We start from the raw sequence: 17,749 nt of genomic DNA on the forward strand, positions 1-17,749 counted from the left end.
CCGTCCCCTTCCGCAGCGGTATGGCCGGGCGGATTTTCTTTGCGGGACCCCCGGCCTGATAAAAACAGTTTAAATCAAAAAACCGGGTTTGTCCACCCCCGGCTTTTCACAGACAGATTTAAGAGAGGATGCCGTCGCGTGCTTCCAGATATTCGTCATAGGTGGAAACCCGGTCAATGACGCCTTCTTCCGTAATTTCGATCACACGGTTCGCAATCGTCTGGACAAGCTGGTGGTCGTGGGAAGCAAACAGCACCACGCCTTTAAAGTCCGTCAGGCCGTTGTTCACGGCGGTAATGGATTCCAGATCCAGATGGTTGGTCGGCTGGTCCACTACAAGGACATTGGCGCCGAACATCATCATGCGCGAAAGCATGCAGCGTACTTTTTCGCCGCCGGAAAGCACGTTCACCGGCTTTAAAACGTCCTCGCCGGAAAAGAGCATCTTTCCCAGAAAGCCGCGCAGATACGTTTCCGTCGTATCTTTGGAGTACTGCTCCAGCCATTTGAGGATGCTTTCCTCACAGCCGTTAAAATAAGCGGAGTTATCCTGGGGAAAATAGGACTGGCTGGTGGAAACGCCCCACTTGAAGGAGCCTTCGTCCGGTTCCATCTCCTCCATCAGGATTTTAAACAGCGTGGTGTTGGCGATTTCATTGGAGCCGACAAAGGCAATCTTGTCGCCCTTGTTTACGCGGAAGCTGACGTTGTTCAGCACCTTCACACCGTCAACGGTTTTGGAAAGATTCGTCACCTCAAGAATTTCCTTGCCCGGCTCACGGTCCATGGTAAAGCCGACATAGGGATACCGGCGCGAAGAGGCGGGCATTTCCTCAACGGAAATTTTCTCGAGCAGCTTCTTGCGGGAGGTCGCCTGCTTTGATTTCGACTTGTTGGCGGAAAAACGCTGGATAAAGCTCTGCAGTTCCTTGATCTTATCCTCCGCCTTCCTGTTCTGGTCGCGCATGACGCGCTGCATCAGCTGGCTGGACTCATACCAGAAATCGTAGTTGCCCACATACATCCTGATTTTGTTGAAATCAATGTCGACGATATGGGTACAGACGTTATTCAGGAAATGACGGTCATGGGACACCACGATCACCGTTCCCTCATAATCCATCAGAAAGCTTTCCAGCCAGGCGATGGATTTGTTGTCAAGGTCGTTGGTGGGCTCATCCAGAAGAATGATATCCGGATGCCCGAACAGCGCTCGGGCAAGCAGGACGCGGACCTTTTCCGTGCCCGTGAGGGTGCCCATCACGGAATCCAGCAGCGCATTGTCCAGGCCGAGCCCCTGCAGAAGCTTCCCCGCTTCGGTTTCGGCCTCCCAGCCGTTCAGCTCGGCAAATTCCGCTTCCAGCTCCGCGGCGAGGATCCCGTCCTCGTCGGTAAAGTCCTCTTTTTCGTAAATGGCGTCCTTTTGTTGCCTTACTTCGTACAGACGGGCGTTGCCCATCAGGATGGTCTCAAAAACGGTATAGGAGTCATAGGCGTGGTGGTCCTGACTGAGTACGGACATCCGCAGACGGGAGTCAATGACAACCTCGCCCTTCGTGGGCTCCAGTTCGCCGGAAAGAATTTTCAGGAAGGTGGATTTTCCCGCGCCGTTCGCCCCGATGACACCGTAGCAGTTCCCGGCGGTAAAAAGCAGATTGACGTGTGAAAACAGGTTTTGGCCGTTAAACCCAAGGCCAAGATCGGATACAGTAATCATAGTTCCTCCAATGTGAAAATAGAAAAGTATACGTTTTAATATTTTAGCATAAAACCGCTCAGAAAAATATAGCGGAAATTATGAACTAATCGCAATAACGCTTGTCATTTTTGAGGAACAATGCTACAATATGAAAAATACGGACCGCATTTTCGCGCCAATTAGGAGGTATACCGGTGAAAATACAGGAATCGGGCGAAAATTATCTTGAAACCATACTGATTTTACAGAATAAAAACGGATATGTCCGTTCTATCGATGTTGCCAATTACCTGGATTTTACCAAGGCAAGCGTCAGCCGGGCCATGAGCATCTTAAAAGAGGCGGGCTATCTTACCATGGAACCGAACGGCAACCTGGTCCTCACGGAGCTGGGACGTACAAAAGCCGGTTCCGTGTACGAACGCCACACCTTGATTGCGCAGTTTCTGGAGATGACCCTCGGGGTCAGCAGCGACATCGCGCTGCAGGACTCCTGCCGTATTGAGCATATTATCAGCGAAGAAAGCTTCGACCGAATCAAACAATATACGCGGGAGCATAGCCGCGACGGAGGTGCCGAATGAATTATATCACCGCACTGTGCCCCCACTGCAAAAAAGAACTGCAGCTGCCGGAGGACGCAGAAAATATTGTGTGCATGTACTGCGCACAGCCCATTCATGTGAAATCGCTGCTCTCGAAAACCGAACCGGCAGCGGACGACGACTATCAAAGACTGATGGAGGAAGCCTTTTCCCTCTTAAAGGACGAGAGCTTCATCGTGAAAAACGGGTTTAAAAATGTCAAGCAGAACGTTTATCCCGCCGAGTTTGAAAAATACAACAAACTGATTTCCCCCGCTTTGAAAGCATACTGCCTTGCCGCGGCGGGCAAGGACGAAGCGCCGGACTTTTTTGCGAACGTTCTCTTTGACCGCTTTCAGAAAAAGATTGAAGAAAGCGGGATCAAAAAGGAAAGCGACGCCCGGCTTTTTGAATACCGCTACATGATTGTGGCCTTTACGGTGCCCGCCATTCTGGAACAGCACACTCCCGCCGCCGAAGCGCTTGCGGACAGCTTTTTAAAGATCTGGAACGAACATTACCCGAAAAATCCGCTCGGGAAATCGAACTATGACACCATCAGCAGCGGCTTCCGTAAAAAGCTGTGCTTTATCACCACCGCGGTCTGCTCCTCGCTCGACAAGGGGGACGACTGCCCGGAGCTGAACGCTTTCCGCCGCTTCCGCGACGGCTGGCTTGCGGCCACGCCGCAGGGCAAAGCCAAAATCGGCGAATACTATCTTTTCGCGCCGATGATTGTCAGCGGAATTGACCGGGCGGACAACTGTCAGGCCGTCTACCGAGAAATCTGGGAAAATCACCTGTCCCCCTGTCTGAAATCACTGGAGGACGGAAATCCGCGGCAATGCGCGGAGCAATACGAAGAAATGATGACGGCCCTTGAACAAAAATGGCTGAGCTGAGCGGCGCTGAAAAAGAACGGGAAAGCACCCGGAACAGCCTTGTTGAACAGCACCCCAATCGTTAGACAGTATGCATACTGAATAGCGATTGGGGTGCTGTTTTATGCCGGAAGAAACACCGGACAAAAAATACTCTTATGATAGGACCGGCGGCTCAGTCTGCCCCGCGGTCCTAAATTCCGCGACCATTTCTTTCAGCAGCTGCGTTTGGCTCAAAAGCTCCTCGCTGGTCGCCGCGCTTTCCTCCGCTGTCGCCGAATTTGCCTGTGTAGTGTAGGAAATCTGCTTCATGCCCTCGTTCAGTTCGGTAATGCTTTGGGACTGGCTGTTCAACGACTCGGACATTTTAGCGATCAGAGCGTTGATACTGTTGGTCTGTTCCACAATCTTTCCGAATGCGGAGGCAGTCTGCTCGGCGTTGCGCATTCCCTGGGAAACCGATTGAATCGTGGTTTCGATCAACTCAGCCGTGCTTTTCGCGGCCTGTGCGCTCCGGGTCGCCAGCTGCCGGACCTCGTCGGCCACAACGGAGAACCCTTTCCCCGCTTCTCCGGCATGGGACGCTTCTACCGCGGCATTCAGCGCCAGTATGTTGGTCTGGAAAGCAACATCATCAATCATATGGATAATATCCTGAATCTTTTTAGAGGAGGAATCGATGCTTGCCATGGACTGCAGCATCTTCTGCATTTCCTGATTTCCCTGATCGGTTTCCGACAGAGCGGCCTGAGCCGTGTTCTGCATGGAAGCGGAATATTCGGCGTTTTCCCGGACATGACGGGAGACGAGCTCCAGAGAGCTTGTCAGACGTTCCGTGGTGGAAGCCTGCTCGGAAGAATTTTCGGCCAGATTCTGTCCGCCCAGCGCGACCTGCTCCGAACCGGAACGGACCTGATCGGTGGCCTGAGCGATTCCGTCCAGCGTGGTATTGAGGGATTGGACGATTTGCTCCAGCGAGGTCTGGATGGAGACAAAGTCGCCTGTGTATTGGACCGTGCTTTTGACGGTCAGATTTTTTTCGGCAACCGCGTTGAGCACGTTGGAAATATCCATGATATAGGAGCGAAGGCTGTGAATCGTGTTTTGCAGGGCCAGCATCAGACGGGAGCTTTCGTCTTTGCCTTTCACCTGCTGAATGTCCTCCTGAAGGTTTCCCTGCGCGAGCAGTTCAATACGCCGGGTTGCCGAGACAATCGGATCGGTGATCTTTTTGGAAAAGATACCGGTGACGAAAACGGCGGCGAGAATCAGCAGAAGTCCCATGCCGACGCAGACCATCAGAGAGCTGCGCAGATTTTCCTCAACCTGCGTAACCGGCGTGGTAACCGCAACCGACCAGCCCTCGGGTCCGTCAAGCGGAGTATAGCCGACAAGACGCCGTACTCCCTTGTAGTTGCTGTAGCCGAATCCGGTTTTTCCGGCGATCATCTGACGGTAGATATTGGCAATGGGAAGGTAAGAGGAATCCTTTTCCGCCAGTTTGATATAATCCGTCGGGCTTTCAACATTTGTTTGCTCCGGATGAAGCACGGTGTAGCCGCCACGGTTAATCACAAACGCATATCCGCTTTCCCCGATCTTGATCTGGTCAAGCGCTTTGCCGAGAGCCTCGTAAGAAAATTCTCCATACAGTATTTTCCCTGAGTCCGCGATTGGGCTCGCAACCAGGAGCGTTAACTGCTTGGAGCTGTTCAGCGCGGGGCTGGAGAGAGAAGTTTCGCCTTTCTTTGCTTCCTTAAAAAAGGTCTGCTCCCCGATCTCGTCTCCCCTGTCATTGCTCCCCTGCGCGTCGGCGATCGCTATGTAATTGAAACCGGCCGCCTTCGCCTCCTCATCCAGAAGCCGCTTCTGTTCCTCAGAAGCAGTATGGCCGTCTGTCAGATAACTCTTTGACGCGGTGATTTTCAATTCGTCGCGGTAGGAATCCAGCACCGAATCGATCCCCTGTTTGTACGCCGCTGCCAGATAGGAAGAATTCTGCTGCAGCTGGGACATCGAACTCTGATAGTAAAGGACGGAAGAAATAAGCGTAAGGGAAAGAATGGTAAGAACAAGTATTAAGGAAATGTAGAGCAAAAGCCTGGTTTTTAAATGTTTCATTTGTAAAATTACCCCTAAAAGATGATCATCCAATTAATCTGGATAAATATAGTATAATTTCTTTTATAAATTCTGTAAATAGTCGAAAAAACAGATTAAAGCTCTTTTTTTGGAATTGATTTGTTGGATTCCGACGGATTCTCTCTTAAAGAGGCCCGTATCTACAGCAATTCCATTTCAGTCTGCGAGACAAAACACGTTTTCCCCCCGCCTTCGGCGGGGGGAAAACGCAAACTTGTTGCAGAATCAACTAATGCTGTAGGATGACAGCCGCTTACCTGATCTTGGAAGACATGCTGTAAATAATTTCAGCCATTTCCTTCACGGACCTGCTCAGACCGTTTTTAAGCCAGTACTGTATCAGCCCGATGCTTCCGTTTACGACAAATACGAAATAATCTTCTTTGGTGCTTACGCCCGCATCCGCTGTGGCCGAGGGAGAAATCCCGCATTCCCGATAGATCAGGGTGAACAGCTGCTTCTGAAAATCGATATCGCCCTGCTCACTCATCAGGACCTGAATATGCTTCCTGTTCTCAGCAAAATATTGGAAGATTCCTTCGAGAACCTCCATCGATTCGTATTTGTCCGTTTTACCGATCAGATTAGTGAGCGCCTCCTTCACCCAGGAAAGTGTCTCGTCCTCAATTTTACGAAGAAGGTCGTACTGGTCAGTATAATACGCATAGAAAGTCGTACGGTTGATGTCCGCGTTTTCACACAGCTCTTTAATGGTGATTTTTGTAATCGGCTTTTTCTCCATTAACTCAAACAGGCTGTCCTGCAAAGTCATGCGCGTATAACGTGTTTTTCGGCTCTCTTTCATTTCCTTCATAAAGCGCGTCTCTCCCCCTTAGTCAACAATCGAATGCAATGGATTCTGTTCTGAAATCAACAGTTGCACGGCACTTTGTTGTAAACATTACAATCTATAAGCATCTGATGGTTGCAAAATAAACACAGTGTCATTATAATGAGTTCCTAGCCGAATGTCAAGAATCTCAGGAAGAATTTTGGAATATTGCCGGTCGAAACAATCATAATGTGCAGGGGTATGTGATTGGGCGTCTCAACAGCGGGCCATGAAATTGCAATGGTCCCACCCGGGTCAGGGTGTAAAGGGGTCCAATATTTAATAGAAGCAGTTACATAACAAGGGAGACCATTCATGGATTTTATTACATTTGAAAACGTGGAACGGGAATATCACGTCGGAGACGCCGTTATCAAGGCGGTGGACGGCGTCAGCTTCAGCATCGGCAGCGGCACGTTCAACGTGGTGCTCGGGCAGAGCGGTGCGGGAAAAACCACGGTGCTCAACATGCTGGGCGGCATGGATTCCCCGACCGCCGGCAGGATCATTGTCAACGGAAACGAAGTCTCCGGTATGTCGGAGCAGGAGCTTACCGACTACCGCCGCACGCAGATCGGCTTTGTATTCCAGTTTTACAATCTGGTTCCGAATCTGACGGCACTGGAAAATGTGCAGCTTGCCGAGGAAATCTGTACCGACCCGCTTGATGCCCGGGAAATGCTGCGGCGCGTCGGCCTTGAAAAGAGGATGGGCAATTTCCCCAGCCAGATGTCGGGCGGCGAGCAGCAGCGCGTCTCCATTGCGCGGGCGCTGGCCAAGAATCCGCAGATCGTGCTGTGTGACGAACCGACCGGCGCGCTGGATTCCGAGACGGGGCGCAAAGTTCTGCGGCTCATCCGCGACGTCGCGAACGACCTTGGCAAGACGGTAATCATTGTCACACACAACGCACCGATTTCTGAGATGGCTCAGACGGTGCTACATATGAGGGACGGAAAAATCGCCGAAATGGAGTTCCACGAGCACCCCAAAGACGTGGAGGAAATCCTATGGTGAAGGGTGCCCTGTTCAGGAAATCCCTGCGCGATATGCAAAAGTCGAAATCGCAGTTCCTGTCCATCTTTATCATGGCGACTCTGGCCGTCTCCATTATGACGGGCCTTGACAGCATCTGGTTCACCATCCAGAATCACGCGGGCGCCATGTACCGTGCGGCCAACCTGTCGGACCTTTGGGCGACCGTGCAGAACCCCTCGGAACAGCAGCTCTGGGGCATCCGTCAGATCGGCGGGGTGACGCAGGTGGAGAAACGCTTTTCCGCCGACGCCGACACGGACCTGCCCGGCGGACCCACCCTCCACGTCTATGCGCTGAATGACCGCAGCACCCTCGACCAGCCGGAGCTGCAGGAGGGAAAGTTCGCTAAAAGCGGCGGCGGGGCGGTGCTGGACAGCGGGTTTGCAAAGGCACACGGCCTGAAAGTCGGCGATACGGTTTCCATCAAGCTGAACGGCGTCTGGCTGCGCCTTTCCATTGACGGGCTGGCGCTGAGCAGCGAACAGGTCCACGCCGTCAAAAACTCCGCCACCCTGGTGCCGGACCCGGCCACCTATGGTTTCGTGGTAGTCCATACCGGCGTGCTGGAAAGCGTGTACGGACAGAAGGTCTACAACCAGATCAGCGTAAAAACCAAGCCGGGTACCGACCTTACACAGGTGGTGCAACAGGCGGACGCGGCGATCGGCAGGGAGCTGATCGGCATTACCCTGCAGAAAGACAGCAGCAGCGTCAGCAGTGTAAACGGCCGGATCCAGCAGTTCAAAACGCTCTCCATTGTATTTCCCCTTTTGTTTTTTCTGGTGACGGCGCTGATTACGCAGAGCACGATGATGCGGCTGGTGGAAAATCAGCGCGCGCAAATCGGAGTCCTGAAAGCATTGGGGTACAGCAAGCGGAGCATCCTCTGGCACTACACCTCCTACGGGGTCATGGTCGGCGTGCTCGGCTCCGTGTTCGGCCTTCTGCTCGGCCCGAACGCGTTCGGACGGATTCTGGTTCCGCAGCTGAAGCTGGCGTTCAGCGACTATAAGCTCAGCATCAATTTCGGACACTTCATTTTTGTCTTTCTTCTGATTCTGCTTTGCACGGGCGGCGTTTCGTTTTACGCCTGCTGGAAGCTTCAGGGGGACACCCCCGCGGTGCTTCTCCGGGAAAAACCGCCGAAAAAAGGCGACCACATCTTTCTGGAAGCTCTCCCCTCCCTCTGGCGGAAAATGAAGTTCAGCAGCAAGCTGATTGCGAGGAACACCGTGAAGAATAAAATCCGTCTTCTGATGAGCATCATCGGCGTCATGGGCTGCACCGGCGTGATCATCTCGGCGCTGACCATCAAAAGCACGCTTTCCGGGATCACCGACCAGATGTACGGAACGACATTCACTTATGACCAGAAAATCATTCTGGATACGAAAAAGGCCGACTCCCGCTACCTCAGCAATCTGGACCTGGACGGCGTCACGCAGCAGGCGGAGGAATCCGCCCTTGAGGTGGTGTGCCCGAACGGCGAGCAGAAAATGGAGCCGGTCACCATCACCCCAAAGGACAGCCCGCTGATTCATATGCAGGATGTTGCCGGGAACCCGATTTCCCTTCCGGAAAACGGGATTCTCATGACCCGCAAGCTGTGCAAATCACTGGGGGTAGAGGCCGAGGACATCGTTCGGATCAAGCGCACGAACAACGGCTATGTTTCCGTGCCGATCGTTCAGGTCGCCTATCTTGCCTCCGGACAGGGAATTTATATGACAGACACCTACTGGGAATCCCTTGGGGAGACCTTCAAGCCGACGGCACTGCTCGTCAAATGGAACGGTGCGCCGGATGAGAAATTCCTTGCCAGCGACGCGGTAGCGGACTCCGCGACACGCGAAAGCCAGCAGTCCAGCCTGTCCTCCAGCATGCAGGTGGTGAATCTCGCGGTGATCATGATGATCGTCATGGGCGCGTCGCTGGCCTTTGTGGTGCTGTACAACACCAGCATCCTGAATTTCGTCGAGCGGGTCCGGGACCTTGCGACCCTGCGGGTACTCGGCTTCCGCCACCGGGAAATCCGGAATCTGGTGCTGATCGAAAATTATTTTTCCGTACTGCTCGGAATGCTGGCCGGCATCCCCATTGGAAGGTTCATCTCCTGGATTATCGCCAGCAGCCTGGACGAACGGCTGGACCTTCTGGGCAACATCACGCTGCCGGACGTGCTGATTGCCGGAGTGACGACCCTGTGCTTCGCCTGGATCATCAACAACGTCGTAGCCCGGAAAATGAAACAGATCGACATGCTTGAAGCGCTGAAAAGCGTCGAATAAAAACAGATGGAGGAACCCATGAAGGATTGGCTTCTACCAGTGAAGGACTGGATTTTATTTCATAAAAAAACGGCGTTGGCCGGGGCGTGCGCACTCGCCGCACTCTTCGTCGTACTCGGAATCTTTTTTCACCAGAAAAGCGCCCCCGCGGCTCCGCAGAAGACGGATTCTGCGGCTTCGGCAAATCAGTCCGGAGAGATCGACGCGTGGGGCGAGGTGAAATACACCCGCATGGAGGACATCAGCGTCGACTTCCCGTCGATCGTGACGGATGTACTGGTGAAGGAAGGCGAGCGGGTCACACTTGGCCAGCCGCTCGTAGCGCTGGACCTTTCCGAATACAGTGGAAACGTCGAAAAGCTGAAACAGCAGCTTGCCGCGAACCAGGCGGCGCTGCCCGCCGCCGCGCAGGACACCGCCGCTCTGGAGGCCGACATTGCCCAGACACAGAGCCAAATCGCGCGCAAGACAACGGAATATAACAAGGGCACAAGCCCCGATTTGGCGCTCGCTCAAACACAGCTCGACGCCGCGAAGCGCAACCTCTCGAACTACCAGGCGCTCTACAACGCGGGCGGAGCCTCAAAGGAAACGCTGAACCAGTATAAGGACGCTGTGACCCAGGCCACAGAAACCCTGAAAAAAACCAAAAACGCCCTGAAAGACGAGCTTGACCAGCTGAACGTCTCGCTCAAATCCAAGCAGGCGCAGCTCGCCCAGCTAAAGCTCGGCAACACCGCGAACACCGTAAAACAGCAGGGCGGCGTCTCCGCCGCACAGGTGGATTTGGACGCCATGACGGCCAAAACCGCAAAAACCTATCTCAAGGGGAACCAGATCATCTCCGATATTAAAAACGGGATCGTACAGAATATCACCGTCAGCAACGCGGCCCATCTGGGCGTGCAGGGCGCACCGACCAGGGTGCTCCAGATCATCGACGCGGACTCCATCACCATCAGCGCGGAGGTCGACGAGGAATTTATCGGCAGCATAAAGGTCGGCGAAACCGTCAGAATCGTGCCGACTTCGGCTCCGGATGCCTCGCTCACCGGCACGGTTACGCAGATTCCCGACTTGGCCGTGGAGAAGGACGGCAAGCGCGTCGTGCGCGTGCTGGTAAAACCCGACGACCCGAACGGTCTGCTGAAACCGGGTTATACGGCGGATGTTTATTTCTCAAAATAAAGATTCCCGGAATGATTTTTTTCACAGCGATCAGACAAGAAAAAGTTTTATTACAAAGGGAGAAAGCCTTATGAACTTTCAAAAAATCACCGCAGGGCTGCTGTCCGTTTTTCTTCTGGCCGGGACCCCGGTTCCCGCGTTCGCCGACACTGCTTCCGACCCGGTCACAGCCGCTCCCCAGATCGTAAATGTAAATTACGCAGACATCGAGTTTCTCGTGCGCTCGAGCAATCAGACCATCCGCGCAAACGAAAAAACGCTGGACAGTCTGAACAGCAACGATGCGGCCGAACAGAAGCAGCAGGAGCTCGCCGCCAGCCGCGCTTCCCTGCAAAGCGTAAGCGACCAGCTCCAAAGCGCTTACAATGCCGTCGCCGCTCTGCCCTCCTCGCCGGAGCGGCAGGCCATTGCCTCATCGCTCCAGGGCAGTCTCGCGTCAATCGCAGCGATCCGCTCGATTCTGAGCGCCCAAAGCGATCAGCTCGACGTGAGCGAGGACACCATCGACCAGACCGAGCTGCAGATGGACGACGCCGCCGACCAGATCGTCGTGGCGGCGCAGAAGCTTTATGTGACGTTTCACTACCTGAACGCCGAGCGCAGCCAGCTGCTCAAACAGCAGCAGGTGCTGGACGACACGCTGAAAATCACGCAGCTGAAATCAGACCTCGGCCTCATTACGCAGACCGACCTGCTCAACGCCCAGCAGCAGAAAAACACATTGGCAGATACCCTCACTGCGCTGGCGAACCAGATGCGGACGGTGAAAAACAATCTTCAGGTACTTCTGGGATATTCGTTCGATTACGACCTCTCGATTTCTTCCGCACCGTCGCCGGTTGCAAATTTCTCCGCCGCAGTGAATGAGGCTACCGACCGGCAGACGGCACAGGACGCAAGCTGGACGCTGAAAGAAAAGAAACTGGCGAAAGAAATCGCCGACGACAACAAGGATTCCGGCCTGGATTCAACGGTGGACGACTATCGCGCGGCGTCGCTGAATTACGGCCTTGCGCTGAACACATTCAACGCTTCCTTCCAGCAGGTATACAACGATGTGGCGGAAAAGCAGGGCCGCCTTACCTCGGCGCAGGCGGCATACGACGCGAAGGCAAAAGTGCTCGACGCCGTAAAGCTGCAGAATTCGCTGGGGGTCGCCTCGGCACTCGAACTGAAAAACGCGCAGACGGACCTGGACAGCGCACAGACCGCGCTCGATCAGGCAAAGCTCAACCTTTTTTCTTCCCAGGAGCAGTACCGCTGGGCGCTTCGGGGCGTGATCAGCACCTCCACACAGGAATAGTCCTCCGCACAGGGGTGACGGTTCCACATATCCGGAGCCCGCTCAAAACAGCCGACCATGGATTTTTAACATAAATAAGATTACGGAAGCCCGTCATCCTGATTACACAGGGATGACGGGCTTTTCATGAAACGCTTCCATTGTAAACGATGGTGACCGGGAAGCCTTGCATCATTTTGACCGGTTGGACTGATATGCTTTATCTTTCCAATACCACCACTTTAATTTCTCCGGCTCCCGTATCTCATTTTCGGCATAATAAACCGCTAATCGAAATACGTAAAGCTGACACCGGTCTTCCTGAAAGCCCTTGTATCGGCAGTCTTTCCAGTATATCTCCTCCGGGTTCTGGCCGACCAGAGAGGCGACGCTGCCGTACCCTATGTTGAGCAAATCCTGTTCAATATTTTTTCCGACGCCGGGAATTTCTCTTAGATCACTTTTCATAATTAACCCCCTATTCTTAGGATGACAACCACATTTCTCCGTGATATAATTAAAAATACGTGATTGAAACCAAATTACATATAGAATTGAACGAGGATGCTATGAACGAAAAAGAAATTGCAGAAATCCGCCGCCGCTTCCGTCCGGAAAAGAGCAATATTACCCGGATACGCGGCTGTTACGTGAACGATCAGAGAGAAATTGTTTCGGAGTTCAGCCAGCCGCTGGGGTTAATGCCCCAGGAGGAATCTGAGGAGCTGCTGGCCATTCTGAAAAAGACGCTGTCCGGGGCGATCGGAAAGAACCTGATCGACATTGAATTTGCGACTCAGCAGGTTCTGGAAGGCGAGGAGCACAAGCTGCTGATGGCGCTCAAAGATTCCTCGCTGGAAAACGATGATGCCGTGAGGGAATTTTACAGACGCGTAATTCAGATGCTCGACATGGAAGGCCATTATCTGATTCTTCTGGCTTACGATCAATACGACGTTCCTTACTATACAAAAGACGGAGAAAAGCAGGAGGATTCCTCGGAGGTATTTTCGTACTTTCTGTGCAGCGTCTGTCCTGTAAAATTAACAAAACCGGCGCTTGGCTACTATGTTTCCGAAAACAGCTTCCGCAACATCAGGACGGACTGGGTCGTGTCGGCGCCGGAGCTTGGATTCCTGTTTCCGGCTTTCAACGACCGCAGCGCCAACATTTACAACGCCCTTTACTACTCCCGCAACATTGCGGAGAGCCACACGGAATTCGTCGACACCGTATTCAAAAGCGAAATTCCGATGCCCGCCGCCGCACAGAAGGAAACCTTCCAGGCCGTTTTGGAGGAGACCGTCGCCGAAGACTGCAGCTTTGACGTCGTGCAGGCGGTTCAGGGGCAATTATCCGAAATGATTGAGGAGCACAAAAACAATAAAGAGGAAGAGCCGCTGGTTGTCTCCAAAAAAACGGTAAAGGGGATTCTGGAATCCTGCGGCGTTTCCGAAGACCGCGTGACCGCCTTTGAAGAAAAATTCGACATGGAATTCGGCGCCGATACCGAGATCAGCCCGCGAAACCTGATCGATACAAAACAGCTGGAGGTCCGTACTCCCGACGTGACGATCCGTGTAAATCCGGAGCGCAACGACCTGGTTGAAACGCGGATCATCGACGGCACCAAATACATCTTGATCCGCGCGGACGAAGGTGTCGAGGTAAACGGCGTGAACATCCATATTTCGTAATGGCGTTCTGACCGCTTCCTGTGCTATCCTCTTCTTCCGGTATCATGCGTACATCAATTTTAAAAGATGCTTTTTCAAAACCAGATTTCACTCCATAACCCGGCTCATCCTGTAACCGATCCCAATGCGGGTCTGGATGTAAACCGGTTTGGAGGGGTCTGGTTCTATTTTTTTCCTGAGCGTCGCCATGAATACCCTGACCAAAGAAGAATCGGATTCCAGAGGATTTGGCCAAACATTTGTCAGGATAAAATGATAAGTCAGCACCTTGCCGACGTTTTTTGCCAGAAGGCACAGCAGCTTATATTCGATAGGAGTCAGGTGCACTTCCCGTCCGTCCACAAAAACCGATGCGGCGGAATAATCGATTTTTAACGCTCCGTTCTCAAAGGACGCCTCATCCGGAACGGGACGGCTGTCATACTGCATTTTTCGGACCGCGACACGGATTCTTGCCAAAAGCTCCTCCACGCTGAAGGGCTTTGTCAGGTAATCGTCGGCGCCTGCGTCAAGGGCTCTGATGATATCCCTGTCCTCGCTTCTGGCGCTTACCACAATAATCGGACGGTTTGACCACGTGCGGATTTTCTGAATAACCTTCATGCCGTCTATGTCCGGAAGCCCCAGATCCAGAATGATGACAGCCGGATTTTTGGAGGCGGCCTGGGAAATTGCCGACTCCCCCGTGGAAGCCGTCAGCAGAGAATACGAATGGGACGCGTTTAAAGTGGTGGTAAGCAGATTGCGTACCGCCTTATCGTCTTCCACAACCAAAATCGAAATTTTATCCATGATGATCTACCTCCTCCAGCCGCAGAGAAAAGCCGAACACCGTACCGTGCGGCTGATGATCTCTGACGTAAATTTCCCCGCCGTGGGCATTGATGATCGATTTGCACAGGGAAAGCCCGATCCCGAGCCCTCTTCTGCTGTCGACAATTTCATTATTGGCCGTATAAAACATATCGAATATCTGCTTTTTGTCCTTATCCGGAATTCCCTTCCCGTTATCTGAAATTTCAACGATCACCCATTGCTTTTGCTGGAACGCGTGGATCACGATCTGGGAACCGACCGGCGTATAGGTGATTGCGTTGTTCACAATGTTGATGATTGTCTGGACGATCAGATGGGCGTCCACCCGGACCATCAGCATGTCATCCTCCAGAACCGTGCTGATCTGATGCTCCGTGCTGTGCCTGTCCGTATGGAGCAGCGCTTCCGCAATCAGATCCTGTACCAGCTCTGGCTGCGTTTCAATGCTCAGCCGTCCGTCGTCGATTCTGGTGACGGCAAGGATGTTTTCAACCAGATTGATCAGCCACAGGGAATCCTCGTAAATATTTTCGAGAAGCCTGTGCGTCTGTTCCTCTTCGATTTGGGTTCCGTCCGATAAAAGGACGCTCGCATTCCCTGAGATGCTGGTAAGCGGCGTGCGCAGGTCATGCGAAATGGCCCGCAGAAGATTTGCGCGCAGCCTTTCTTTTTCCGCTTTCATGGACGCCTGATTTTGTTTTTCATTCAAATTATATTTTTCAATCGCGAAGGAAATTTCATAAATCATTCCTTCCAAAAGGGAACGCCCGAAAACCTCCAGCCCTTCCTCATTCCACATCGGGATGCCGATGACCGCCAGAACCGTATCCTTTCCCTTGACGGGCAGATACAGGGCTTTCGCGCCCGGAAGGGTATCCGTCGAAATCCCCGCCGGCTTGCGGTTATGGTAAACCCAGACCGCGACGGCATATTCTTCCTCGCCGGAATACTCCACCGGCAGAGGGCGGGACGGGTCGGCGCTGTAAATCCACGGTTTTTGAAGCTCCCCGTCCTTTACCGCAAAAAACATCACCGACCGGTTCAGAAGTCGGGATATCTGCTGAGAGGATTTCTCGACAATTTCATGGAATTCATTCGCGCGCTGCAGCTTCCGGCTGGTCTCCAGCAGAATCCCCGTACGGTGCGCGTTGACGGCCGCCGCCTTCGCCTGATATTTTACCCTCATGGTAAGAGAGCTCGTGATGAGGGACGAAATCAGCATAATCAGAAAGGTGACCGGGTAATCCTGGCCGTAGGCATTCAAGGTGAACCTCGGCTCGATAAACACATAGTTGTAAATCAACACGCTTAAAACAGAGGAGCCCAAACCGTAGATTCTTCCGTTCGTCTGATTGGAAATAATGAGGACGCCTAAAATATAAATGGTGATGATGTTGATCTGGACATAATGAAGGCTGGAGAAAAGAACTCCGACAAAAGTACATAAAGCCAAAATCCCGGCCATTTTCAGCAGGTCGGACAGATAAAAATGCTCCTGAATGTGTCTTTGGGCCGTTTCCGGACGGTGGGGCGGCAAATTATCCGGAATGATGTATACGTCCATATTGGGCGCCAGCGCGGTAAGCCGCTCCACAAAATTCGGTTTTGCAAAAAAAAGTCCGTGCTTATTGTTGGAGCGCCCCATGACGATTTTTGAAACGCCGCCGGCATTGGCGTATTCCGAAATCTGGTATGCCACGTCGTCGCCGTAAACGGTTGCGATTTTCGCCCCGAGCTGTTCGGCAAGCTTCAGATTTTCACGCAGGCGCACCCTGTTTTTATCGTTTAATTCCTTCGTGTGCGGCGTTTCCACAAAAAGCGCCGTAAACGAAGCGTGGAACGCGCTTGCGAACCGGGCCGCGGTGCGGATCACCTTTGCGTTGGAGGGAGAGCTGCTCAGACAGACGAGGATGTGCTCGCCCGTATAATAGGGAGTATCCCGGACCTCCGCCCGGTTTGATTCCACTTCCCTGTTCACCTTGTCCGCGATCCTGCGCAGCGCGATTTCGCGCAGGGCCACAAGGTTGTCCCGTGTAAAAAAATGGCGCAGCGCACGTTTCGCCTGTGTTTCCTTATAGATTTTTCTGGCGTTTAAACGTTCGATCAAAACATCGGGCTCAATGTCGACCAGCTCCACCTGCGTGGCCCTGTCGAAGATGAAATCCGGCACTCTTTCCTTCACCGTAATGTGGGTGACGGAGGCGACAATATCGTTCAGGCTTTCCAGATGCTGCACGTTCAGCGTGGTATAAACGTTGATTCCGGCATTCAAAAGCTCCTCGATATCGTCATAGCGCTTGACGTGCCTGCATCCAGACGCATTGGTATGGGCGAGCTCGTCCACCAGAATCAGTTCCGGCTTACGCTTCAGCGCCGCGTCCAGGTCAAATTCATTCAGCACAATCCCCCGGTAAGCGACCTTTTTAACGGGGATGTCTTCAAACCCCTGCGCCAGAGCCATGGTATCGGGGCGGGAATGCGGTTCGATATATCCCAGGACCACGTCCGCCCCGGCCTTTTGTTCGGAACGGGCGGCGTCCAGCATGGCGTAGGTTTTTCCCACGCCGGCCGCATAGCCAAAAAAGATTTTGAGTGTTCCCCGTTTGGCTTTCCCCTCATGATCACTGATCCTTTTCAGCAAAGTTTCGGGAGTCGGACGCTCGTCGCTCATTCCATCCACCTCGTTTTATTTTAAAATACCGTCAAGCGCCAGGTTAACCTTCAGAACGTTGACCGTATCTTCCCCAAACACCTTCAGGAATTTCCCGTTCGTATATTTGGCGACAATGTCGCGGACCTGCTGCACCGTCAGGTTTCTTGCCCTGGCGATCCGCTCCACCTGATACTCCGCCGCCGCGGGGGAAATATCGGGGTCGAGCCCGCTGCCGGAGCAGGTGACAAGGTCCTCCGGAACAGGGGTGTCCGCTTTCTCCGGATGCGCGGCCCGGATTTTCCCCACCCGTTCTTTTACCAGCTCTTGATACCGGTCGCTGGCCGGGCTCAGATTTGACGGCGAAGCGTACAGCATTGCTTTTCCATTTGCGTCGGTGTACGTCTTTGTGTCCAGATTCATAATCCGTCCCCAAAGATAACCGTCGCCCGTAAACTGCTGCGCCAGAAGCGCGCTGCCATATTTCTTTCCGTTAATTTCAATTATACTGCCATTTGCCTGATTATGGAACAGGAGTTGTGAAATTCCTGTAACGGCCAGCGGATAAAGCAGCCCGCACAGCAGGGTAAAAAGCAATAACGCGCCAAGCGCCTTTGCCCAAACGGATTTTATCAGTTTCATGAAAAGATTC

The 17,749-nt window shown here is 53.0% G+C and carries 14 protein-coding genes and 1 pseudogene; 7 read left to right on the forward strand and 8 right to left on the reverse strand.

What is annotated here, in order from left to right; translation table 11 throughout:
- Nucleotides 1–118: 118 nt before the first annotated feature.
- Together ACRQU7_RS13180 and ACRQU7_RS13185 are read right to left on the reverse strand one after the other, a co-directional pair.
- Nucleotides 119–1,123, reverse strand: a complete 1,005-nt coding sequence (locus tag ACRQU7_RS13180) for an ABC-F family ATP-binding cassette domain-containing protein (RefSeq protein ID WP_444645595.1) — start codon at nt 1,121–1,123, stop codon at nt 119–121.
- 54 nt (nt 1,124–1,177) lie between these two features.
- Nucleotides 1,178–1,717: pseudogene (locus ACRQU7_RS13185) on the reverse strand (ATP-binding cassette domain-containing protein); the annotation flags it as partial.
- 176 nt (nt 1,718–1,893) lie between these two features.
- On the opposite strand from ACRQU7_RS13185, the gene ACRQU7_RS13190 reads away from it, so the two are divergent.
- Nucleotides 1,894–2,283 (forward strand): metal-dependent transcriptional regulator, encoded by a 390-nt coding sequence (locus ACRQU7_RS13190; RefSeq protein ID WP_038325126.1) that lies wholly within the window; start codon nt 1,894–1,896, stop codon nt 2,281–2,283.
- Nucleotides 2,280–3,185 (forward strand): CFI-box-CTERM domain-containing protein, encoded by a 906-nt coding sequence (locus ACRQU7_RS13195; RefSeq protein WP_444641315.1) that lies wholly within the window; start codon nt 2,280–2,282, stop codon nt 3,183–3,185. The genes ACRQU7_RS13190 and ACRQU7_RS13195 overlap by 4 nt, the downstream gene beginning before the upstream one ends.
- Nucleotides 3,186–3,320: 135 nt before the next feature.
- Here ACRQU7_RS13195 and ACRQU7_RS13200 read toward each other — a convergent pair whose 3' ends face one another.
- Nucleotides 3,321–5,285 carry a methyl-accepting chemotaxis protein gene (locus tag ACRQU7_RS13200; RefSeq protein ID WP_444641316.1) on the reverse strand — a complete coding sequence of 655 codons (1,965 nt, stop codon included), beginning with the start codon at nt 5,283–5,285 and terminating at the stop codon, nt 3,321–3,323.
- A 274-nt stretch (nt 5,286–5,559) separates the two neighbouring features.
- Entirely contained in the window at nt 5,560–6,120 is a 561-nt protein-coding gene (locus tag ACRQU7_RS13205; RefSeq protein WP_141825757.1) for a TetR/AcrR family transcriptional regulator, read from the reverse strand.
- A 333-nt stretch (nt 6,121–6,453) separates the two neighbouring features.
- On the opposite strand from ACRQU7_RS13205, the gene ACRQU7_RS13210 reads away from it, so the two are divergent.
- From ACRQU7_RS13210 to ACRQU7_RS13225, 4 genes are all read left to right on the forward strand, one after another.
- Nucleotides 6,454–7,155 (forward strand): ABC transporter ATP-binding protein, encoded by a 702-nt coding sequence (locus ACRQU7_RS13210; protein ID WP_444641317.1) that lies wholly within the window; start codon nt 6,454–6,456, stop codon nt 7,153–7,155.
- Complete coding sequence (locus ACRQU7_RS13215; protein ID WP_444641318.1) at nt 7,149–9,464, forward strand: ABC transporter permease; 2,316 nt, start codon at nt 7,149–7,151, stop codon at nt 9,462–9,464. The genes ACRQU7_RS13210 and ACRQU7_RS13215 overlap by 7 nt, the downstream gene beginning before the upstream one ends.
- 18 nt (nt 9,465–9,482) lie before the next feature.
- Nucleotides 9,483–10,652 carry an HlyD family secretion protein gene (locus tag ACRQU7_RS13220; RefSeq protein WP_444641319.1) on the forward strand — a complete coding sequence of 390 codons (1,170 nt, stop codon included), beginning with the start codon at nt 9,483–9,485 and terminating at the stop codon, nt 10,650–10,652.
- A 70-nt stretch (nt 10,653–10,722) separates the two neighbouring features.
- Nucleotides 10,723–11,955, forward strand: a complete 1,233-nt coding sequence (locus ACRQU7_RS13225; protein ID WP_444641320.1) for a TolC family protein — start codon at nt 10,723–10,725, stop codon at nt 11,953–11,955.
- A gap of 171 nt (nt 11,956–12,126) precedes the next feature.
- Here ACRQU7_RS13225 and ACRQU7_RS13230 read toward each other — a convergent pair whose 3' ends face one another.
- The gene (locus ACRQU7_RS13230; protein WP_444641321.1) at nt 12,127–12,402 is read right to left on the reverse strand and encodes a helix-hairpin-helix domain-containing protein; all 276 of its coding nucleotides are present in this window, start codon (nt 12,400–12,402) and stop codon (nt 12,127–12,129) included.
- Nucleotides 12,403–12,503: 101 nt separating this feature from the next.
- On the opposite strand from ACRQU7_RS13230, the gene ACRQU7_RS13235 reads away from it, so the two are divergent.
- A complete protein-coding gene (locus ACRQU7_RS13235; RefSeq protein WP_444641322.1) occupies nt 12,504–13,631 on the forward strand; it encodes a DUF4317 domain-containing protein in 1,128 nt (375 codons plus the stop codon).
- Nucleotides 13,632–13,718: 87 nt separating this feature from the next.
- Here ACRQU7_RS13235 and ACRQU7_RS13240 read toward each other — a convergent pair whose 3' ends face one another.
- The 3 genes from ACRQU7_RS13240 to kdpC are packed head-to-tail and all read right to left on the reverse strand — an operon-like array spanning nt 13,719 to nt 17,739.
- A complete protein-coding gene (locus ACRQU7_RS13240; RefSeq protein ID WP_444641323.1) occupies nt 13,719–14,423 on the reverse strand; it encodes a response regulator in 705 nt (234 codons plus the stop codon).
- Nucleotides 14,416–17,118, reverse strand: a complete 2,703-nt coding sequence (locus ACRQU7_RS13245) for a DUF4118 domain-containing protein (protein ID WP_444641324.1) — start codon at nt 17,116–17,118, stop codon at nt 14,416–14,418. The genes ACRQU7_RS13240 and ACRQU7_RS13245 overlap by 8 nt, the downstream gene beginning before the upstream one ends.
- Nucleotides 17,119–17,133: 15 nt before the next feature.
- On the reverse strand, nt 17,134–17,739 hold the full coding sequence (kdpC, locus tag ACRQU7_RS13250) for a potassium-transporting ATPase subunit KdpC (RefSeq protein WP_444641325.1): 606 nt from the start codon (nt 17,737–17,739) through the stop codon (nt 17,134–17,136).
- Nucleotides 17,740–17,749: the final 10 nt, after the last annotated feature.

Source organism: Caproiciproducens puteiluti (genome assembly GCF_052442865.1).
In the GTDB taxonomy this organism is placed as follows: Bacteria; Bacillota; Clostridia; order Oscillospirales; family Acutalibacteraceae; genus Caproiciproducens.